Below are 19,688 nucleotides of genomic sequence, written 5' to 3' on the forward strand. Positions count from 1 at the left end.
GTGAACGATGTGAGACATGTGCTGGTGCTGCCCGACCGCGGCACGGCCGAGGAGGTCGCCGGGGAGCTGTCCGACCGGTTCGGCGTCTCCGAGGAACCGCAGCTCGTACGGGACGCCCTGGCCGGCGAGGACGACGCCGAGGACGCGCAGTGGCTGGTGGTGGTGGAGGACCCGGCCGCAAGGCTGGACTCTGCGGCGCTCGACGCGTTCGCCGCGGAGTACGAGGGGTGGCTGGAGGCACCTTAGCGCCGCCTCAGCAGCCGCGGGCTCCGGTGCGCGCGGGTGCGCGCGGGTGCGCGGGGGTGCGCGCGGGTGCGCGGGGCGGTGTCAGCCCTGGTCAGCCTTTGGGATGATCTGGATGTCCATCTCGATCTTGATGCTCGGGCCGACCACGGCGATGCCGCGCGCCACCATCGTCTGCCAGGTGAGCGTGAAGTCCTCACGGTGCAGCTCGGTGGTCGCCCGGCAGGCGGCCCGGGTCTCACCCTCCAGGCCGTTGCCCAGACCGAGGTAGTGGGTGTCCAGCGTCACGGTGCGGCTCACACCGTGCAGGGTGAGCGCACCGATGACGCCCCAGCGGGTACCTCCGCGGTGGACGAAGCGGTCACTGTAGAACTCGAGGGTCGGGTAGCGCTCGATGTCGAGGAAGTCGCCGGACCGCAAATGGTCGTCGCGCATCTTGACGTTCGTGTCGATCGACGAGGCGTCGATGACGACGTGCATGGCGGAGTCCTCCATGCGGTCGCCGATCCGCACGGCGCCGGCGAAGGTGTTGAACCTGCCGTGGATGCGAGCCATGCCGATATGACGTGCCGTGAAGCCGATCTGGGTGTGCGCCGGCTCGATCTCCCAGTCACCCGGGTCGGGGAGCTGCGGGGGCTGGGCCACCTGGAGGGAGACGTCGCCGAGGCTCGCGTGGTCGCCCTGTGCGACGGCGACCGGGCCGTGGAAGGGAGTGAAGCCCTCGGCCGTGACACCCAGCCGGTAGTCGCCCGGCGGGACGGTGGCGACCACGTTCCCGAAGGGGTCCGTCTCACCGCTCACGACCTTGCGGCCACCGCTGTCGGTGACGACGAAATCGGCCTGCTGTACGGGCTCGGATACGGGGTCCAGCACCCGGCAGCTCAGCATTCCGGCGTTGTGTGGCACGGGGAACCCGGCGAGGGCACTCTTCTGCGCGGTGCCGGACTTCGCTCTGCTGCCTAGCCAACGGCCGAACATGTGCACGTACTCCCCAGGGGCGGTTCTCACCACGGACCCTGGCAGCCAAACGTCGTTGTCGGAGCAGCGGCCCGCCGACGAATGGTCATTCGATCACCGTTGCGATGTCCGAGGCAAACGCAGCAGCTCAGAGCAGGTTGTGCCGAGCTGTACCCAGCTGTGCCCTGCTGTACGCAGGTAGTACCGAAGGTCGGTATTGACTGGGGTGCGGGTGCGGGTGCGGGTGCGGGTGCGGGTGCCGGTGCCGGTGCCGGTGTCCGGCCGACGCCCTCATCTGTCATCCGGCCGGGGTCGCGCTCACGGTGGGCGGATGCGTGAGTGCCAGACCGAAGTGGTCGCGGTAAGCGGCGAGCACCTCGGTGTCGTCGCCCAGCTCCGTCTCGTGCCGCTCACCCCGCACGGTCGTGATCAGGGTACGGCCGCGGAGCGTCACCCGGCCGTCCCCGGTGCGTCGGGAGCAGATGACCGACCGGGAGAAGTGGGAATCCGGCGAAGTGCGGTGGTACCAGGATCCGGCCCGGAAGTCCGCCAGCACGCGCGGCCGCAGATCCAGGCGGAACTGGAGCGAACCGTCGCGCAGCAGGTCGAGGTCGCCCTGCGGCGCCGCCCGGAAGCGGAACCTGCCGCAGGGGTCGTCCTGTTCGGCACGGGCATCCAACTCGAGCGGGCGCACGGCATGATCACCGAACCCGACATCGACGAGCCACGGATCCGTACCGTCGTCGGTCTCCACGCGCAGCGCGACGTGGTCGTACGGGATTCCGAGGCGCCCGCCGTCGTCGAAGACCCGTGCCTGGAGCAGGGTGACTCGGAAGCCGAGTTCGCGCAGCAGCGCGGCGAAGGCGCCGTTGAGCTCGTAACAGGACGATGCCCTGGCCGAGATGGATCGAGAGGTTCTCGAAGGGCACGGTCATCAGGTGACGCAGTTGCAGCTCGCGCAGAGCCACGGCGCCGGCATGGGCCGGCCGGACCGCACCGATGCGCTCCAGATAGGCGTCCACCCAGGCGAGGACGGGCGCATGGGCCGACTGCGGCAGTTCCTCGTTCATGCCGGCAGTCTGTCGTGGTGCGACCGATGCGGTGGCTCGGGCCGATGAATAGCGTGTCGGCCATGGCGGAGCGAGAGCCGGCACGCGGCCTGGAACAACGCAAGCAGGACGCGCTCCATCGTCGGGAGAACGACGACGACCTCTGGGTGGCGACAGCCTCTGCCGACGGCGTGCCGTGCCTGGTGCCGTTATGGGACCGGGGCACACTGCTGCCGGCCACCCGGCGCACCAACCCGACGGCGCTCAACGTGACTCCGTCCGGGCAGGTCAGGGCCACTCTCGGGCATACCGTGATGTGGTGCTGATCGAGGGTACGGCCGAGGCCGTCGAAGGGACGGACCTCCCCGCCGAGTCGGGTGACGCCTTCACGGAGAAGCTCCACTGGGGCCTGCGCGGACGCTCCGCGTGGGTGTATCTGCGCATCACGCCGCGCACCGTCAAGGCGTGGCGCGAGGAGAACGAGCTGGCAGGGCGCGACCTGATGCTCGACGGCACCTGGCTGGCCTGACAGCGGGAGCCCGCAGGATCGCGGAGACCGGCCCGCCAGCGGGACACGGCACCGGGCGTACCTCGCGTTCACGACCGGCCTGCCGCACGCAGCCGCGCACCGGCGCCTGTCACCGCGATCGCGCCATGGAGGTCGGTGCGCAGAACCTTCGCTCCCGTCGCTTCGAGTGCTTCGACCGTACGGGCGGCAGGATGGCCGTACGGATTGTCCCTCCCGCAGCTGATCAGTGCGAGCCTCGGGCGTGCGCTGCGCAGGAGGGCGGAGTCCTGGTGCGCGGAGCCGTGGTGCGCGACCTTGAGCACGTCCACGCGAGGCAGTGCCGGATGACTGCGCAACACCCCCTGCTGGGCGGCGGGTTCAAGATCGCCGAGGAGCAGCAGGGTCAGTCCGCCGGACCGGACGAGCAGCGTGACGCTGGAATCGTTCGGTTCCTCGGTCACGTAGGCCGGTGCCGTCCCCTGCGGGCCGGCCGCGGGCCAGAGCACCTGCCAGTCGAGGGGCCCCGTCCGGCGTCGCTCCCTCGGGACGGCCCGGACCATCGGGACACGCGCCGCCGCGGCTGTTCGCTTCACGAAGGCTGCCTGCTCCGGCGGTTCGTCAAGGCTCGTCGTCTGGATCGAGCCGACCTCGCGCCCACTCAGCACACCGGGCAGGCCGCGCACATGGTCGGCGTGGAAGTGGGTCAGCAGCAACAGAGGCACACGGGTGACGCCGAGGTCGCGCAGGCACCGGTCCACGAGACGAGGCTCAGGTCCGGTGTCCACGACCACTGCCGTGCCGTCCCCGGCGGCGAGGACCATGGCGTCCCCCTGCCCCACGTCACAGAGTGCGAAGGCCCAGCCCGGCGGCGGCCATCCCGTCATGAACCGGGTGAGCGGCACCGGTCTCAGCACCGCGAGCACCAGCAGGAGCGCGGCGGCGGAACAGACCCAGGGGTGGCGGGCCAGGCGACGGGCCGACAGCACCAGCAGGGCCGTGAGCACGGCCAGGAGGGCAGCACCGCGCCAGCCGCCTGGCCAGTCGGCCTCGGCCCCGGGAAGCGCGGCCCCGGTGCGGGCCACGGACGCGATCCATCCGACGGGCCAGCCGGCGACCTCGGCCAGCACTTCCGCCACCGGCATGGACGCGGGGGCCACGACCAGCGCGGCGAAACCCAGGACGGTCGCGGGCGCCACCGCGAACTCGGCCAGCAGATTGCACGGGATCGCCACCAGGCTGACGCGCGACGCGAGGACCACGACCACGGGTGCGCAGACCGCCTGAGCGGCGCCCGCGGCAGCCAGCACCTCGGCGAGCCGTCCCGGGACCCCCCGCCGCTGAAGGGCGTCGCTCCATTTCGGTGCGAGAGTGAGAAGCGCCCCGGTGGCGAGCACGGACAGCAGGAACCCATAACTGCGGGCCAGCCACGGGTCGTACAGCACCAGCAGCAGAACGGCCGCGGCCAGTGCGGGAATCAGCGATCTGCGCCGCCCTGTTCCGATGGCGAGCAGGGTGATCAGGCCGCAGGCGGCCGCGCGCAGAACGCTCGGCTCGGGGCGGCAGACGATCACGAAGGCGAGCGCGATGCCGCCGCCGGTCAGAGCGGTCATGCGCAGGGAGATGCCCAGCCGGGGTGCCAGACCTCGGCGTTCACTGCGCAACGCAGTGCCCGGTGGACCGATGAGGAGGAAGAGCAGGATCGACAGGTTGGCGCCCGACACGGCCAGCAGGTGGGTGAGGTCGGTGGCTTTGAAGGCGTCGTGCAGCTCCGGCGGAACCCGCGAGGTGTCGCCGACGACCAGCCCTGGCAGGAGTGCCCGGGCATCGGCGTCGAGCCCGTCGGTGGCCTCGCGCAGACCGGATCGCAGATCCCCTGCGGCGCGTTGGGGGAGGGTGGGCCCCCTGATGACCTGCGGTGGGCGGTCCGCGTCGGTGCCGAGTACGGCCGCGATGCGCTCCCCCTCGTGACGCGGAGGTGCGAGCCGTCCGCTGATCCGGATGCCGGTCGAGGGAAGCAGCCGCTGCCACTGCGCCGCCGCGTCCCCCGGGGCCACCATGACGAGCACCGGGGTGCGGAGCCTGGTGACCGTGCCGTCCGGGGCGGTCAGCCGGTCGACCTCAGCGTCGAGGAGCAGGGACACGGGTGTGCTGTGGTCGCCCCGTACGCGCGGCCGGGTCTGCCGGGGATCGGACGTGACGGTCACCTCCGCCTCGACGCGCGCATACGACTCGGCCAGTCCGGGGACGGGGCCACTGCGGGCATCCGCGCCGTGGAACCCGGCGGCCGCCGACCCGGCAGCCGCGCAGAGCAGCACCCCGGCCACGGCCGTGGTGCGTGTCCCCACGCGCCCGAATGGCCTCGCCGGTCCTGGCACCCCGGCTGCCGGTCCCGCCCGCCCCGCCGGCTCCACTTGGTCTCCCGGATCTGGCTGCCCCCCTGCTCCCGGGCCCGCCATGCCTCGGGGTGTCGCTCGCGCCACGACTCGGGGTACAGCGACGAGGCCCAGCCCGGCGCATGCGCAGAGCACCGCCCCGACGGCCACCCACCGGCCCGGCGCCCCCAGTGCCACGACGGCTGCCGCCCAGGCGGCCAAGGCGGGCGGGACCAGCCGCAGGTCGGCCGGGGCCTCCTGGCGCGGGTCGGCCGCACCCAGCCGCCGCCCCGAATCCGTGTGGACATCGGCTCCGTTCACCGCCCCGTTCATGGCCTGACCAGCGGCCGGAGGTCCGCGAACCGGCGGTCCCCGATGCCGTTGACCTCACGGAGCTCGTCGACGGAGCGGTAACCCCCGTGCTCGGTGCGGTAGTCGACGATGTGCTGGGCGAGCACCGGCCCGACGCCGGGCAGGGTCTCGAGCTGCTCGACGGTTGCCGTGCCGAGACTCACGGGCGCCGCCGGTCCAACCTGTCCCGCCGCACCACCGGCATCTGTTCCGCCCGCAGGTGGCGGCGCGACGGGCAGGCCCACCGCCACCTGCTCACCGTCCGTCAGGACGCGTGCGCGGTTGAGCGCGGTGACATCGGTGCCCGCCCGGACGCCTCCCGCGGCGCGCAGGGCGTCCGCGACGCGGGAGCCGGCCGGCAGGTACTGGATCCCCGGCCGGCGCACCTTGCCGCTCACATCTACGACGATCCGTCCACCGGAGGCGGCGCCGGTCTTCGACCCCGCATCCGGACCAGGCGTGAGGCCGGGCAGCTGGGCTTCCTGGGCCGCCGCCCCGGACGCCTGTACGGCGGCGGCCTCCGTGACCCGGTCGGGAGCCCGGACGGGCTCGGGACGGGCCGACCAGAAGTGCGCCGCCGCGAGTACCGCGGCCACGACCAGGACGACGGCGAGGGCGGCCAGCGCGCGTGGCTCCAGGCCGCATCGCAGCTGCGCCCACAGGGGTAACCGATCCCGCAGAGCGGGCCCGGCTTCCCGCCACCACCGCGTCCGCGCGGCGGAACCGTCGGGCGTCCCGCGGCGCAGCGGGGGCGACGGCCTGACCGGCGGCGCCGCCACGGAGCTCACATCAGGCGTGGGCAGCGGCGGGGTCTCTGCCCAGGAAGGTGCCGCGCGGACGCGTCCGGGGGCGCTGGACAGCGCCGTAGCCGTGCCCGCCCCGGCCGTAGCCGTGCCCGCCCCGGCCGTCGCCGCGGCAGTCCGGGGCACCGCCCGGTCGGCGGCCATGAGGGCGTCCGCCCGGAGTCGGGAAGCTGCCGCGATCCCGGCGTCCGATCCGCTCCCCGTGCGTCTCCGGCGCCCGTGACGGGCGGCCGAAGTGGTGCCGGGCGAGGTACCGGCCGCTCCACCGGGGCGGACACCGGGCCTGGACCGGGCATGCCCCGCCGGACCGGGCCCGCGGGTCACACGAGGTGCTGCTCGGCGCGTGGCCCGATGGGTGGACGGGCTCCTGGGCGGGTCCATGACGGTTTGCGCGGGCAGATCCGCGAGCCGGTGCGTGGGCGGGTTCGGGGCGCCGCCGGCCAGGCTCTGCCGTCCGAGGGCACGGCTCGCTGTGGAAAGTGGTCGGAAGGTCATGCCTCAGGACGCTAGACACTTCCGCCGGAATCTGCCGAGCCGCCCCAATACCTGGGGATAACTCGCCAGTTGTGGATAACCGTCTCACTCACCCGAGTGAGATTCAGCGCGGAGCGACCACCGCTCCCAGCAGCCCCGGCCCGGTGTGCGCACCGATCACCGCACCCACCTCGCTCACATGCAGATCGACAAGCCCCGGAATCCGTCCCCGTAGTCGCTCGGCCAGCCGCTCGGCCCCGTCCGGAGCGGCGAGGTGATGGACGGCGATGTCCACGGCGCCCGTGCCGGCCCGCGCGGCAACGATCTCCTCGAGCCGCGCGATCGCCTTGGACGCCGTCCGCACCTTCTCCAGCATCTCGATCCGGCCGCCGTCGAGCTGAAGCAGCGGTTTGACGGCCAGGGCCGACCCCAGCAGCGCCTGGGCGGCACCGATGCGCCCGCCTCGGCGCAGATAGTCCAGCGTGTCGACGTAGAAGAACGCCGACGTGCCGGCCGCCCGCTTCTCGGCCGCTGCGACCGCCTCGTCCAGGTCGCCGCCCGCCTCGGCGGCCTCTGCCGCGGCGAGCGCGCAGAATCCCAAGGCCATGGCGACCATGCCGGTGTCGACCACGCGCACCGGCACGGGTGCGTCCTTCGCCGCGAGTGCGGCGGCGTCGTACGTACCGGAGAACTCGGCCGACAGATGGAGGGAGACGATGCCGGTGGCCCCCGCCTCGGCCACGGCGCGGTACGCGGCGGCGAAGACTTCCGGGCTGGGCCGTGACGTGGTCACGGAGCGGCGCTTCTGCAGGGCCTGCGCCAGCGACCGGGCCGAGATCTCCGTACCTTCCTCCAGGGCCCGATCCCCCAGGACGACGGTCAGCGGCACTGCGGTGATGCCGTGCCGTTCCATCGTCTGGGGCGGCAGGTAGGCCGTTGAATCGGTGACGATCGCGACATGGCGGGACATGAGCCGGAGATTACCTTCCGTGGCGGGGGCACGGCAGCCCGGGACCGGCCTGCTGATCGTTTCGGATCGGTCCGGCAGCCATCCGTGGCGCACCTCTGACCTTTCGGAAGCGTTCAGAACGCGTTCGGACTCATCCCCGCCGCCCCCGGCCTGCCTCCCCTCAGCCGATGAGCGTCAGTTCGTGGTCTCCGGCCTGGCGGACTTCTGCCACGGATACCCCGTGCGCAGCCCCGGGTCCGGCGGGGTGAGCGACGGCGGCGTCTCCTCGTCGGCCGGCCCGCTCCAGCTCTGCCCGGCCGTATCGCCCTGGGCCGACGGCTCGTCGGTCGCCCAGTGGCGGAGGGCGCCCGCCTCCAGGTCGATCTGCGCGTTGAGCGCGGCAAGATCGTCGTCGGCGAACTGCCTGGCCCGGTCACGCGCCGCCCAGCGCAGTGACTCCGCCGAGTGCGTGATGCGCTCGGTGCGCTCCTTCAGCCCCGGCAGCAGCGAGGCCACTGTCGCCCGGTCCGGCTCGCGTTCCAGCCGCTTGAGCTCGTTGTCAAGCTCGCGTCCGTGTGCGCTCAGACGCTGGAAGAGCCCCAGCGACTCCGACAGGGAGGCGTCCTCCGCCACTCCGGCGTTCAGCGCGTCCTGCGTGGCCCTCATCGATGTGCGCAGCGTGAGCCTCAGCTGCGCCAGCTCTCCCGGCACGCCGGGCTGACCGTAGCTCTTGGCCCGCAGAGTCGTGTCCTCCACAGAGCGGCGCGCCTGCGTGATCGTCCGGTCGACACCGCGCTTGGCCGCGCGCACCGTCTTCACGCCGACGTACACCCCGAGCGCCATGAAAGCCACGAACAGCAGGGTCAGGATCAGGATCACGGCTTCCATGAACGCCCCTCGGTCGTCGAATCGGCTGCCCGCGTACGGTCGCCCCTTCCACCGTAAACGGAACGGGCAGGCCGAGGGTTCCGCAGGAACCCCCGACCTGCCCGTAGGGGAAAGCCCTGGCGCCCGCGCGGACCGCCCGGGCGCACCGTCACGCGGGGACGATGTTGACCAGCTTCGGCGCCCGCACGATCACCTTGCGGATTCCGGCCCCGCCCAGTGCGGCGACGACGTTCTCGTCGGCCAGGGCCAGCGCCTCCAGTTCCTCGTCCGAGATCGACGGGGAGATCTCCAGGCGGGCCTTGACCTTGCCCTTGATCTGCACCACGCAGGTCACGGTCTCGTCCACGACGTACGCCGGGTCGGCGACCGGGAAGTCCTGGTGCACGACCGACTCGGTGTGGCCCAGTCGGCGCCACAGCTCCTCCGCCACGTGCGGCGCCAGCGGTGCGACCAGCAGAACCAGCCGCTCGGCAACCGACCGTGACAGCGGGCCGCCCGCCTTCGTCAGGTGGTTGTTCAGCTCGGTGACCTTGGCGATGGCGGTGTTGAACCGCATCCCCGCCATGTCCTGGCCGACACCGTCGATGGCCTTGTGCAGCGCCCGCAGCGTCTCCTCGCCGGGCTCCGTGTCCACGACGGTGACCTCACCGGTCTCCTCGTCGACGACGTTGCGCCACAGCCGCTGCAGCAGCCTGTACTGGCCGACCACAGCCCGGGTGTCCCACGGACGCGAGACGTCCAGCGGGCCCATGGCCATCTCGTACAGACGCAGGGTGTCCGCCCCGTACTCGCCGCAGATCTCGTCGGGCGTCACCGCGTTCTTCAGGGACTTGCCCATCTTGCCCAGAACGCGGCTGACCTTCTCGCCGGCGTAGTAGTACGCCCCGTCGCGCTCCTCGACCTCGGCGGCCGGGACCGCGATGCCGCGGCTGTCCCGGTAGACGAAGGCCTGGATCATGCCCTGGTTGTACAGCTTGTGGAACGGCTCGGCCGAGGAGATGTGCCCCAGGTCGTGCAGGACCTTGGACCAGAAGCGGGCGTACAGCAGGTGCAGCACCGCGTGCTCGGCACCGCCGACGTACAGGTCGACGCCCCCGGTCGGCTGCCCCTCGCGCGGCCCCATCCAGTACTGCTCGATCGCCGGGTCGACCAGCCGCTGGTCGTTGCGCGGGTCCAGGTAGCGCAGCTCGTACCAGCAGGAACCCGCCCAGTTCGGCATGGTGTTGGTCTCGCGGCGGTACTTTCGCGGACCGGCGCCCTCGCCGAGGTCCAGGGTGACGTTGACCCAGTCGGCGTTACGGGACAGCGGGGTCTCGGGCTGGGTGTCGGCGTCCTCCGGGTCGAAGGTGCGCGGCGAGTAGTCCTCGACCTCGGGCAGCTCCAGCGGCAGCATCGACTCGGGCAGCGGGTGGGCGATGCCCTCCTCGTCGTACACGATCGGGAAGGGCTCGCCCCAGTAGCGCTGACGGCTGAACAGCCAGTCCCGCAGCCGGAAGTTGACGGTGCCCTCGCCTACGCCGCGCTCCTGCAGCCATTCGGTGATCTTCGCCTTGGCCTCGACGACGCCCAGGCCGTCCAGCGAGATCTCGGCGTTGGCGGAGTTGACCAGCTTCGCCTCGTAAGAGCCGAACGCGTCCTCCCACGTCGAGGGGTCCAGGCCTCGGTCGTCCGACGGCTCGACGACGCAGCGCATCGGCAGTTCGAAGGCGCGCGCGAAAGCGAAGTCGCGCGCGTCGTGCGCCGGTACGGCCATGATCGCGCCGGTGCCGTAGCCCATCAGGACGTAGTCGGCGATGAAGACAGGGACCTTCTCCCCGCTGACCGGGTTGGTCGCGTAGGCACCCGTGAAGACACCGGTCTTGTCCTTGGCTTCCGCCTGCCGTTCCACATCGGACTTGGCGGCGGCCTGCTTGCGGTAGGCGGTGACGGCCTCGGCCGGGCTCGCGTGGCCACCGGTCCACACCGGGTGGGTGCCTTCGGGCCAGGCGGCGGGGATGATCCGCTCGACCAGCTCGTGTTCCGGTGCCAGCACCATGTAGGTGGCGCCGAACAGGGTGTCCTGACGGGTGGTGAAGACGGTGATGTCACCGGCTCCGTCGACCGGGAAGCCGACGCGAGCACCCTCGGAACGGCCGATCCAGTTGCGCTGCTGCAGCTTGATGGCCTCGGGCCAGTCCAGCCCGTCCAGGTCGTTCAGCAGCCGGTCCGCGTAGGCCGTGATGCGCATGTTCCACTGGCGCAGCTTGGCCTTGAAGACCGGGAAGTTACCGCGCTCGGAGCGGCCGTCGGCCGTCACCTCTTCGTTGGCCAGTACGGTGCCCAGTCCGGGCGCCCAGTTGACGGGCGCGTCCGAGGCGTACGCCAGGCGGTACTGCCCCAGGAGGTCGGCGCGGTCGGCGGCGCTCAGCGCGCCCCACTCGCCGCCGTCGGGGACCGGGCGCTCACCGCTCTCGAACTGGGCGACCAGTTCGGCGATCGGCCGGGCCCGGTCGGCCTCGGTGTCGTACCAGGAGTTGAAGATCTGCAGGAAGATCCACTGGGTCCACTTGTAGTAGTCCGCATCGATCGTGGCGAAGGAGCGACGCTTGTCGTGGCCCAGGCCCAGCCGGCGCAGCTGGACCTTCATGTTCTCCATGTTGGCCTCGGTGGACGCCCGCGGGTGCGTGCCCGTCTGCACGGCGTACTGCTCGGCGGGCAGGCCGAAGGCGTCGAAGCCCAGGGTGTGCAGGACGTTGTGCCCGGTCATCCGCTGGTGACGGGCGTAGACGTCGGTGGCGATGTAGCCCAGTGGGTGACCGACATGCAGACCGGACCCCGAGGGGTACGGGAACATGTCCATGATGAACTTCTTCGGCTTGGCGGCCCGCTCCGGGTCGCCCGCCAGATCACCGGTCGGGTTCGGTGCCTCGTACGTCCCCTCGGCGTCCCAGAAGTCCTGCCAGCGTGCCTCGATGTCGGCGGCCATCGCTGCCGTGTAGCGGTGCGGCGCGGCCACCTCGGCCGCGGTATTCGTCTCGCTCATGATCCTCAAAGCTCCATCGATCGTCATCTGCCGGCGCCCACGTCTACGGACACACGTCTACGGAAACGAAAAATCCCCTCGCACAGGAGGGGACGCCGCGCCGAGTCCGACCAGGCATTCTCACCGGTCGGGAATGATCAGCGCGGCTCGCTAAGCAGAAGGCGTACGGCACGCATGGCGTCAGGGTACCGCACGGGCCCGGCGCACTGCCGGGAGACAGCCGTCCGAGAAGCAGCACGGGTTCCGCCGCCGGAAGCTCACCAGTACATGACCTGCGCGAATCTTCCGCCTGCCCCTCACGCTCCGGAGGTCACACCGCGCACCGACCCTTATCGGGGCAACGGCTCACACCCCGTACCGGCCGGTAAACAGCGACCTGACATGCGGCAACGGGACCGCTTTGCCGAGCCATTCGGAGTCGCTCCCACGAAGCCTCATCGCAGGACCCGTTCCTCCCCTCGCAGGGCCCTGGGCCCTGGGCAGCGGACACGGTTGATCCGAGGGGGTGCCGGACACGAAGAAGCGGGCCATCCGATCCGGATGACCCGCTTCTTCACTGTGGAGCTAAGGAGAATTGAACTCCTGACCTCCTGCATGCCATGCAGGCGCTCTACCAACTGAGCTATAGCCCCGAGCTGTTTGCCGCCCGGTTTCCCTGGCGACATCGAGAACATTACACGGTCCTCCCTGCCCATCAAAAATCGTTTCCACTCTGTCCGGGTATGACCGATGCGCAACGCCCTGACCAGCGGCTGTTCCGATCATGAGCAGCCCGCTCGGAGGCACCGCGTCAGGCGGTGGCGAACGAGTAGAACCGCTTGAGGGTGCAGTGCTCCTCCAGGAGCCGGCCGTAGATGGGCTCCCCCTCGAGCTCCCGGTACGTCTCGATGGGGTCGCCTTTTATGATCAGCGCCCGCGCGCACTCCTCACACCAGTACTGGAACTCCGCGTTGACGGGGTCCATGTCCCTGACGATCGGCGTACCGCTGCCGCACCAGTCACACTTCCGCCTGTGTGCACCCATCCGCTCAGCTCCGGGGGCGGCCGCAGGCCGTGCACACGAAGGAACCCTCTTGCGAGGAACCGAGAGGGCGAGTCGTGGTGGAGCGGCGGGTCGCGGTGGGGGTAAGGAGCGGGCCCGGGGCCCGTACGCGGCTCGCAGGCATCGCGCTCCCTCCCGATCGGTCCGTCGCCCCCTCCGGCGGTCCGATTCTGCCATGGCGCCGCACGGAGGTCAGCCCGACTACCGCCCCGCTGCCCGCCTTTGTCGTCGAGGGAGGGTGCCGGCCCGGTCGGCCCACCTGCGAGGATGACGCCGGAGCGGCCCGTCGACCCTTGTCCCAGACGGGCCGGGGCAGTTGAGGCACCGCCTGCACGGGCCACCGCACCGGGTCCGCACAACCGGCAAAAAAAGATCCCGCCCCCTGCCGGGGACGGGATCTTGACTGTGGAGCTAAGGAGAATTGAACTCCTGACCTCCTGCATGCCATGCAGGCGCTCTACCAACTGAGCTATAGCCCCGCTGTTCGCTGTGTTTCCCTGCGTTTCCGCGCTGCGAACAAGAAGAACTTTAGCCTGCGACGAGCCGGAAAGTGAAATCCGGCCCCCGCCGCCCGGAGAGGCCCTCCGGGCGCCCTCTAATCGTCGTCCCCGAGCACCGGTTCGGGGAGCGTCCCGGCGTTGTGCTCGAGCAGGCGCCAGCCGCGCGCGCCTTCGCCGAGCACGGACCAGCAGCAGTTGGAAAGCCCGCCGAGCCCCTCCCAGTGGTGGGCCTCGAGCCCGAGCAGACGGCCGATGGTCGTCCGGATCGTGCCGCCATGGCTCACGACGACGAGCGTGCCCGCGTCGGGCAGCTTGTCGGCGTGCTCCAGGACGACGGGGGCGGCCCGGTCGGCCACCTCGGTCTCCAGCTCGCCACCACCCCTGCGGACCGGCTCACCGCGCTTCCACGCGGTGTACTGCTCGCCGTACTGCCCGACGATCTCCTCGTGCGTGAGGCCCTGCCAGGCACCCGCATACGTCTCGCGCAGCGCGGAGTCGTGTGCGACCTCAAGGCCGGTGACGGAGACGAGCTCGGCGGCCGTGGCCGCTGCCCGCCGCAGGTCGGACGCCACGATCGCGTCCGGCCGCAGCGAAGCGAGCAGCCTGGCGGCCCGGCGCGCCTGGCCGACGCCGGCCTCGGTCAGCTCGATGTCCGTGGTGCCCTGGAAACGACGCTCCAGATTCCATGACGTCTGGCCGTGCCGCCAGAGGACGATCTTGCGGCCCCTGCCGCTCCTGCTGCCGTTCAGCTCTGGTCACCTTCCGTGCCGCCGTTGAGCTGGGCGTGCTCCTCGGCCTTGCCCCGGGTCTTGAGCGCGTCCTCGGGGAGGGCGATCTCGGGGCAGTCCTTCCACAGCCGTTCGAGCGCGTAGAACACGCGCTCCTCGCTGTGCTGGACGTGGATCACGATGTCGACGTAGTCGAGCAGGATCCAGCGGGCGTCGCGGTCGCCCTCGCGGCGTACCGGCTTGGCGCCGAGCTCCTTCTGCAGCCGCTCCTCGATCTCGTCGACGATCGACTTGACCTGGCGGTCGTTGGGAGCCGAGGCCAGCAGGAAGGCGTCGGTGATCGACAGCACGTCGCTGACGTCGTAGGCGATGATGTCGTGCGCGAGCCGGTCGGCCGCCGCCTGGGCGGCGGCGTTGATGAGCTCGATGGAGCGGTCCGTGGCGGTCACATGCAGGCTTTCGTCGGCGGTCAGATCAACCTCTAGGGTCTCACGGACCGCCGACAGCCCTTACTGCTGCTGCTCAGGGATCTTGTAGTCCTGCCCGAGGGCGACGGAGACGTCGGCGTTCGCGGCAGGCTCACCCTTCTTCACCGATGCCTCCGGCAGGCCCAGGGTCTTGGCGACCTCTACCGCCTTCGCCTTGTCCTCCGCGGCCCCGTAGACCACCTGGGAGGACGTCGCGGCGTCCGTCCTGCCACTGTCGACGAAGGCATAGCCACCGTTGACGAGCTGGATCCTGGCGTACTCCGTACCGCTTGTGTTCCCCGTGGCGTTCTTGATGCCGACGCGTACTGCTGCCCCCTGCTCCGGGGCCTTCACCTTGCCGCCCAGGACGTCCTTGACGACGCTCTCGGTGGCCTTCTCCGTGAGGGTTCCGTCGCTCTGGACCGGGAGCAGCTCGGTCTTGTAGTCGCCCACCTTGGCGTGCCCCGCGAGCTTCGCCAGCGAGGCGCCCAGGTCCTGCTCCGGCAGGGACGGGTCCAGGATCTGCGCGAGGGTCTCGATCGTGACGGTCGCGGCCTTGGGGTCCTCCGACAGCTTGCGCAGCACGCTGCGCATCACCTGGCCGAAGCGCATCAGCTGCTTGGCCTCCTGCTCGCCCTCGCCCAGGTAGGTGGCGTACGCGACGGCCATCGGGCCGCTCAGCGTCTGCGCCTCCCCCTTGGCCACGAGCGGCGAGGCACCCTTCTTGGAGTCGGGCACATCCGTGTCGGTGTCGACCTCGATGTTGCCCACGAGCTCCACGAGGTTTTCGAGGTATGGGGTGTCGAGCCGCCAGGTGCCGCTGATGCTGGTCCCGAGCAGGGTGTCGATCGACTCGCGGGTGCCGGTGGATCCGTCGTCGTCGACGGACTTTCCGAGGGTGGTGGTGGACCCGTCGTCCGCGGCCACGGCCAGCGAGTTGGGGAGCAGGACGGTGGTGCCCTGCTCGGTGGTGGCGTTGTCGACGAGCAGCGCCGTGGAGGTGCCGCCCTTCTTGGTGTTGTGCAGATGGACGACGATGACGTCACGCTTCTGCGGGCCCGTCGCCGTGGTCGTCCGGTCGTCCGTTCCGCTGACTCCCGGGATCTTTCCCGCGAACCAGAGGTAGCCCGCGCCGCCGACGACCACGAGAGCCACGACGACTATGAGGGCGACCATCCGGTTGTGCCCGCGCCGGCGCGCTTCCTCACGCCGCTCGCTCCGGCTCTCGGTGAATTTCAGCCAGTCGATGACATCTTCGGAGTCCTCGTCGGGCTCCTCGATGAAGGAGAACTGCTCGGTACCGTAGTCGCGGTCGGCACGGCGCTGTCCGGGAACCGTGGCGTCGGCTTCCGGTGCGGGTTCGCTCCGCTGCCCCGGAATCGGCGGTGCCGGTGCGGCGGCGGGCGCGGCCGGCGCCTGGGCATGGGCCTGGGCCTGGGCCTGGGGTGCTTGCCACTGCTGGGTGGAGTCGTCCACGGCGGGCTGCCGGCCCGTGTCGTATCCGTACGCGCCGTGGCCGCCGTCGTTGTAGCCGCCGTCGCCGTACCCGTACCCCTCCTGCTGCGTAGGCTGCGCCTGCTGCTGGGTGTGCTGGGCGGCGTACGGGTCGTACTGCTGCTGCGCGCCGGCGTACGGGTCGTAGCCGTAGCCCTGCTGCTGCGACTGCCCGTCCGGCTGCTGCGGTTGCTGCTGCTGAGGTTGCTGGGCATACGGGTCGTACTGCTGGTCGTACTGCTGCTGCCCCTGCTGCTGATAGACCGGCTGCCCGTACTCGTCGTAGCCGATGATCTGCGGCTGCTGCTGGTACGGGTCGTACGGGTTCTGTCGGTCGTTCACAGGTGCCCCTCTCCGTGGCTCATTCGCCGCGGTACAGCTGGCGCTTGTCGATGTAGCGGACGACACCGTCCGGCACCAGGTACCAGACCGGCTCCCCCTGCGCGACCCTGGCGCGGCAGTCCGTGGACGAGATCGCCAGTGCGGGCACCTCCACCAGCGAGACGCCGCCCTCGGGCAGCCCGTCGTCCGTCAGCACGTGACCCGGCCGGGTCACACCGATGAAGTGGGAGAGCGAGAACAGTTCCTCGGCGTCCCGCCAGGTCAGGATCTGGGACAGGGCGTCCGCGCCGGTGATGAAGAAGAGGTCGGCGTCGCCATGGACCGTGCGCAGATCCCGCAGCGTATCGATCGTGTACGTCGGTCCACCGCGGTCGATGTCGCTGCGGCTGACCGAGAACTGCGGGTTGGACGCCGTCGCGATGACCGTCATCAGATAGCGGTCCTCGGCCGGTGACACCTGCTTGTGGCTCTTCTGCCAGGGCTGCCCGGTCGGGACGAAGATCACCTCGTCGAGGTGGAAGTGGGCGGCCACTTCACTGGCCGCCACCAGGTGTCCGTGATGGATCGGGTCAAATGTCCCGCCCATCACGCCGAGTCGCCGCTTGCCGCGGCCGGTAGGCACTTCCTGCTCTCCCATGCGTGCAGACCCTACTGGTACAGCTGTTCGCGTCTGCCTCAGCGGTCGCGGTTGAAACGAGTGGTGATCCACAGCAGGAGCAGGAGCGCGACGAGCGCGCCGCCACCGGTGAGATACGGGCTGAGGCTTTCGTGGTTACCACCCTGTTCGCCTTCGGCGGCGAGGGTGACCAGCTGGTGCGCGGTGCTCGAGAGGCTCATCTTCTGCAGGACCTATCCATCGGGAATCAGGAGGGAGACGTCGCGCACATCGTATGCGGGCGCCACGGGCACGCTCACGCCGACTCAGTCGTTGTTGTCGTCGTTGCGGTATCCACGCAGCAGGAACCAGGCGAGCAGGGCGGCTCCGACGAGCGCGACGAGCAGCACGACGCGGAGTGTGTCGCCCGGCCCCTGGTCCTCGGACACGGCGGCAAGCAAGACGGCGGTGTGCGGCATTCCGGGCGCTCCTCAAAGTTATCCACAGCCCCCCGCACACCGTAGCTCCAGCGCATACGCTGGCTTTTGCCAGGGGGACGAGCAACGTCTCGTACGAACAGGGGGCCACCCATGACCGACACCAGTCACGAAAGCGTGCCGAGCAGGCAGCGCAAGCGATTCCCGGACATCTCCTCGCGGGCCTACGAGCACCCGGCGGACCGCTCGGCCCTGGTCGCCCTGCGCAAGCTGAGTGGCTTCGACACCGTGTTCAAGGCGCTGAGCGGCCTGCTGCCGGAGCGCAGTCTGCGGCTGCTCTTCCTGTCGGACTCCGTCCGGGTGAGCGACGCCCAGTTCACGCATCTCAACAACATGCTGCGGGATGCCTGTTACATCCTGGACCTCAAGAAGGTCCCGCCGATGTACGTGAACCAGGACCCGCAGCCCAACGCCATGTGTATCGGCCTCGACGAGCCGATCATCGTGGTGACGACCGGGCTGGTGGAGCTGCTCGACGAGGAGGAGATGCGGGCCGTCGTCGGCCACGAGGTGGGCCATGCCCTCTCCGGTCACGCGGTGTACCGCACGATATTGCTCTTCCTCACCAATCTCGCACTCAAGGTGGCGTGGATACCGCTCGGCAATGTCGCCATCATGGCGATCGTAACCGCGCTGCGTGAGTGGTTCCGCAAGTCGGAGCTGTCCGCCGACCGGGCCGGGCTGCTGGTGGGGCAGGATCTGCGCGCCTCGATGCGCGGGCTGATGAAGATCGCCGGCGGCAATCACCTCCACGAGATGAATGTCGACGCCTTCCTCGCCCAGGCCGACGAGTACGAGAAGGGCGGTGACCTCCGCGACTCCGTGCTCAAGATCCTCAATGTGCTGCCCCGGACGCATCCGTTCACCACGGTCCGGGCGGCCGAGCTGAAGAAGTGGTCGGAGACCCGGGACTTCCAGCGCATCATGGACGGCCACTACCCCAAGCGTGACGAGGACAAGGACACGTCGGTGACGGACTCCTTCCGTGAGTCCGCGGCGCACTACGCCGACACGGTGCGCACCAGCAAGGACCCGCTGATGAAGCTCGTCGGTGACATCGCCGGTGGTGCGGGTGATCTGGGAGGCAAGCTCCGGGACAAGTTCACCGGCGCGAGCGGCGGAAGTGGCGGGAGCGCCGGACGTGGCGGGAGCGCCGGCGGTGGTGGCACCGCGGGCAAGGGCGGCGCACCGGCCTCGGACGCTACGGACGGCTCCGAGGGGACCTGGCGGCGTCCGGACCCCGAGGAGGAGGGCCCTGAGTCGGGGAGCTGACGGCCAGCGAGCCGCAGAGGGCCGCCGCGGGGACGCCCGTGGCGTACGGGTCCGTGCCTGCGGGGCCCCGGTTGTCCGCGTGCTCACCTGCGAGCAGCGGGCGCAGAGCCGCCGCCCCGGCCGAGCAGGACTGCGGACCGGCCTGGACGTAGGCGCTGCGGATCTCCAGCCTGTGCAGCCGGATGTCTTCCCGGTCCAGCAGGAAATGCAGGACGCGACGCACGGTGAACAGCGAGGCTCCGTCGGCCCGGTGGGGGCCGGACACGGCGGGCCGCAGCGCGTAGGTGAAGGTGTGGTCGGACACCACCTCCAGAGTGTCCGCCCCCGCCTCCGTGTAGGAGAGGGTGCCGTCGACCCGGATGCCGGGGTCGGCGAGTTCCACCTCGGCCGGATCGAAGCGCACCAGCCAGCCGGTCGCGTTGTGCTCACCGTCGTCGGCCGGTGCGTCCATGCTCCGGTCGAACTGCGCCGTCTGGTCCGGGTCGAGCAGCCGCCCTACCGGTCGGACGACCCCGCCTGTGAGCACGTCAGGATCGAGAGAGGAGCCCACCAGGTAGTCCTTGACCGTGGTCAGGGCGATGGTCACCTGGCTGTCCGAGAAGTTCTTCGTCCGTCGGACCGACGGCAGGTTGATGCCGGAGGCGCCGGTGCGGTACTCCGCGGCCGGGTCGTTGGCCAGGAGCGAATCGACGGTCCCTCCGGGTACGCGGCCTTTGGGGGCGAGCGGAATCACCGTGGTCCGGAGCGGTTCGGCACGCCTGCCGACGGGGGCCGGGTAGGGGTTGCGGAAGCCGATGTAGACAGCGGTGGCGAACGCCAGCGCGATCAGCAGGACGAGAGCGACAGCGGCCCTGGAGCGGTGCCGGCGGGTGCCGCGGGCGGGGAGTGAGCGTACGGCACGCGCGTGCTCGCCCATGCGTTCCTGGGCGGAGAACTCCTGCAGTCGGGCAGCACGGACAAACGATTCGTCGAAGACGAGTGAGCGGTACTCGTCCTCCCCGCCCGAGGGGTTGTCGGGCGGCCCTTCCGGCGGTTTACCGCGGCCTGTCATGACTTCTCCCGATCCTCCGCGCCACCGGCGGGGCTGGCGCTGGGATCCGCCTCAGCCGCTTGGCATCGGGCGGACCGGTCCGTC

At 70.5% G+C, this 19,688-nt stretch carries 16 protein-coding genes, 2 tRNA genes and 2 pseudogenes; 3 read left to right on the forward strand and 17 right to left on the reverse strand.

Annotated features, from left to right (window positions below; translation table 11 throughout):
- Entirely contained in the window at nt 1-246 is a 246-nt protein-coding gene (locus ACFYQ5_RS07625) for a hypothetical protein (protein ID WP_389194528.1), read from the forward strand.
- 81 nt (nt 247-327) lie between these two features.
- Here ACFYQ5_RS07625 and ACFYQ5_RS07630 read toward each other — a convergent pair whose 3' ends face one another.
- The gene (locus tag ACFYQ5_RS07630; RefSeq protein WP_389194531.1) at nt 328-1,221 is read right to left on the reverse strand and encodes a YceI family protein; all 894 of its coding nucleotides are present in this window, start codon (nt 1,219-1,221) and stop codon (nt 328-330) included.
- Between the two features lie 277 nt (nt 1,222-1,498).
- Nucleotides 1,499-2,270: pseudogene (locus ACFYQ5_RS07635) on the reverse strand (arylamine N-acetyltransferase).
- 62 nt (nt 2,271-2,332) lie between these two features.
- Here ACFYQ5_RS07635 and ACFYQ5_RS07640 point away from each other — a divergent pair.
- Nucleotides 2,333-2,778 (forward strand): annotated as a pseudogene (locus tag ACFYQ5_RS07640) (pyridoxamine 5'-phosphate oxidase).
- 68 nt (nt 2,779-2,846) lie between these two features.
- Here ACFYQ5_RS07640 and ACFYQ5_RS07645 read toward each other — a convergent pair.
- The 14 genes from ACFYQ5_RS07645 to ACFYQ5_RS07710 all read right to left on the reverse strand — a co-directional run bounded on the left by ACFYQ5_RS07645 (nt 2,847) and on the right by ACFYQ5_RS07710 (nt 17,263).
- The gene (locus ACFYQ5_RS07645; RefSeq protein ID WP_389194534.1) at nt 2,847-5,462 is read right to left on the reverse strand and encodes a ComEC/Rec2 family competence protein; all 2,616 of its coding nucleotides are present in this window, start codon (nt 5,460-5,462) and stop codon (nt 2,847-2,849) included.
- Nucleotides 5,459-6,427: a helix-hairpin-helix domain-containing protein gene (locus ACFYQ5_RS07650; protein WP_389194537.1), complete on the reverse strand. Its 969-nt coding sequence runs from the start codon at nt 6,425-6,427 to the stop codon at nt 5,459-5,461. Before ACFYQ5_RS07650 ends, ACFYQ5_RS07645 begins: the two co-directional genes overlap by 4 nt.
- Nucleotides 6,428-6,881: 454 nt before the next feature.
- Nucleotides 6,882-7,727 carry a DegV family protein gene (locus ACFYQ5_RS07655; RefSeq protein ID WP_389194540.1) on the reverse strand — a complete coding sequence of 282 codons (846 nt, stop codon included), beginning with the start codon at nt 7,725-7,727 and terminating at the stop codon, nt 6,882-6,884.
- Nucleotides 7,728-7,901: 174 nt separating this feature from the next.
- Nucleotides 7,902-8,594, reverse strand: a complete 693-nt coding sequence (locus ACFYQ5_RS07660) for a hypothetical protein (protein WP_389194542.1) — start codon at nt 8,592-8,594, stop codon at nt 7,902-7,904.
- Nucleotides 8,595-8,742: 148 nt separating this feature from the next.
- A complete protein-coding gene (gene leuS, locus ACFYQ5_RS07665; RefSeq protein WP_389194545.1) occupies nt 8,743-11,616 on the reverse strand; it encodes a leucine--tRNA ligase in 2,874 nt (957 codons plus the stop codon).
- A gap of 559 nt (nt 11,617-12,175) precedes the next feature.
- Nucleotides 12,176-12,248 (reverse strand) — tRNA-Ala (locus ACFYQ5_RS07670).
- 158 nt (nt 12,249-12,406) lie between these two features.
- Nucleotides 12,407-12,640, reverse strand: coding sequence for a hypothetical protein (locus ACFYQ5_RS07675; protein ID WP_033305681.1), 234 nt, complete (start codon nt 12,638-12,640; stop codon nt 12,407-12,409).
- Nucleotides 12,641-13,064: 424 nt separating this feature from the next.
- Nucleotides 13,065-13,137 (reverse strand) — tRNA-Ala (locus tag ACFYQ5_RS07680).
- A 116-nt stretch (nt 13,138-13,253) separates the two neighbouring features.
- Complete coding sequence (locus tag ACFYQ5_RS07685) at nt 13,254-13,907, reverse strand: histidine phosphatase family protein (protein ID WP_389195352.1); 654 nt, start codon at nt 13,905-13,907, stop codon at nt 13,254-13,256.
- Nucleotides 13,904-14,335, reverse strand: a complete 432-nt coding sequence (gene rsfS / locus ACFYQ5_RS07690) for a ribosome silencing factor (protein WP_099172529.1) — start codon at nt 14,333-14,335, stop codon at nt 13,904-13,906. The genes ACFYQ5_RS07685 and rsfS overlap by 4 nt, the downstream gene beginning before the upstream one ends.
- Before the next feature lie 60 nt (nt 14,336-14,395).
- On the reverse strand, nt 14,396-16,189 hold the full coding sequence (locus ACFYQ5_RS07695) for an LCP family protein (RefSeq protein ID WP_389194549.1): 1,794 nt from the start codon (nt 16,187-16,189) through the stop codon (nt 14,396-14,398).
- Between the two features lie 19 nt (nt 16,190-16,208).
- A complete protein-coding gene (gene nadD, locus ACFYQ5_RS07700) occupies nt 16,209-16,826 on the reverse strand; it encodes a nicotinate-nucleotide adenylyltransferase (protein ID WP_351276953.1) in 618 nt (205 codons plus the stop codon).
- A gap of 38 nt (nt 16,827-16,864) precedes the next feature.
- Entirely contained in the window at nt 16,865-17,026 is a 162-nt protein-coding gene (locus tag ACFYQ5_RS07705; RefSeq protein WP_389194552.1) for a hypothetical protein, read from the reverse strand.
- 84 nt (nt 17,027-17,110) lie between these two features.
- A complete protein-coding gene (locus ACFYQ5_RS07710; protein ID WP_167526116.1) occupies nt 17,111-17,263 on the reverse strand; it encodes a hypothetical protein in 153 nt (50 codons plus the stop codon).
- Nucleotides 17,264-17,374: 111 nt separating this feature from the next.
- Between ACFYQ5_RS07710 and ACFYQ5_RS07715 the strand changes: the two genes are divergently transcribed.
- Nucleotides 17,375-18,553, forward strand: a complete 1,179-nt coding sequence (locus ACFYQ5_RS07715; protein ID WP_389194555.1) for a M48 family metallopeptidase — start codon at nt 17,375-17,377, stop codon at nt 18,551-18,553.
- Here the strand turns inward: ACFYQ5_RS07715 and ACFYQ5_RS07720 are convergent.
- Nucleotides 18,483-19,604, reverse strand: coding sequence for a hypothetical protein (locus ACFYQ5_RS07720; RefSeq protein WP_389194558.1), 1,122 nt, complete (start codon nt 19,602-19,604; stop codon nt 18,483-18,485). The two genes, ACFYQ5_RS07715 and ACFYQ5_RS07720, sit on opposite strands and share 71 nt — an antisense overlap.
- Nucleotides 19,605-19,688 lie beyond the last annotated feature (84 nt).

Source organism: Streptomyces sp. NPDC005794 (assembly GCF_042871445.1).
Classification (GTDB): Bacteria; Actinomycetota; Actinomycetes; order Streptomycetales; family Streptomycetaceae; genus Streptomyces.

Coding starts and splice junctions, on each gene's coding strand:
- ACFYQ5_RS07630 (WP_389194531.1), bottom strand. CDS start 1,221: ATGTTCGGCCGTTGGCTAGGCAGCAGAGCGAAGTCCGGCACCGCGCAG.
- ACFYQ5_RS07645 (WP_389194534.1), bottom strand. CDS start 5,462: ATGAACGGGGCGGTGAACGGAGCCGATGTCCACACGGATTCGGGGCGG.
- ACFYQ5_RS07650 (WP_389194537.1), bottom strand. CDS start 6,427: ATGGCCGCCGACCGGGCGGTGCCCCGGACTGCCGCGGCGACGGCCGGG.
- ACFYQ5_RS07655 (WP_389194540.1), bottom strand. CDS start 7,727: ATGTCCCGCCATGTCGCGATCGTCACCGATTCAACGGCCTACCTGCCG.
- ACFYQ5_RS07660 (WP_389194542.1), bottom strand. CDS start 8,594: ATGGAAGCCGTGATCCTGATCCTGACCCTGCTGTTCGTGGCTTTCATG.
- leuS (WP_389194545.1), bottom strand. CDS start 11,616: ATGAGCGAGACGAATACCGCGGCCGAGGTGGCCGCGCCGCACCGCTAC.
- ACFYQ5_RS07675 (WP_033305681.1), bottom strand. CDS start 12,640: ATGGGTGCACACAGGCGGAAGTGTGACTGGTGCGGCAGCGGTACGCCG.
- nadD (WP_351276953.1), bottom strand. CDS start 16,826: ATGGGAGAGCAGGAAGTGCCTACCGGCCGCGGCAAGCGGCGACTCGGC.
- ACFYQ5_RS07705 (WP_389194552.1), bottom strand. CDS start 17,026: ATGAGCCTCTCGAGCACCGCGCACCAGCTGGTCACCCTCGCCGCCGAA.
- ACFYQ5_RS07710 (WP_167526116.1), bottom strand. CDS start 17,263: ATGCCGCACACCGCCGTCTTGCTTGCCGCCGTGTCCGAGGACCAGGGG.
- ACFYQ5_RS07715 (WP_389194555.1), top strand. CDS start 17,375: ATGACCGACACCAGTCACGAAAGCGTGCCGAGCAGGCAGCGCAAGCGA.
- ACFYQ5_RS07720 (WP_389194558.1), bottom strand. CDS start 19,604: ATGACAGGCCGCGGTAAACCGCCGGAAGGGCCGCCCGACAACCCCTCG.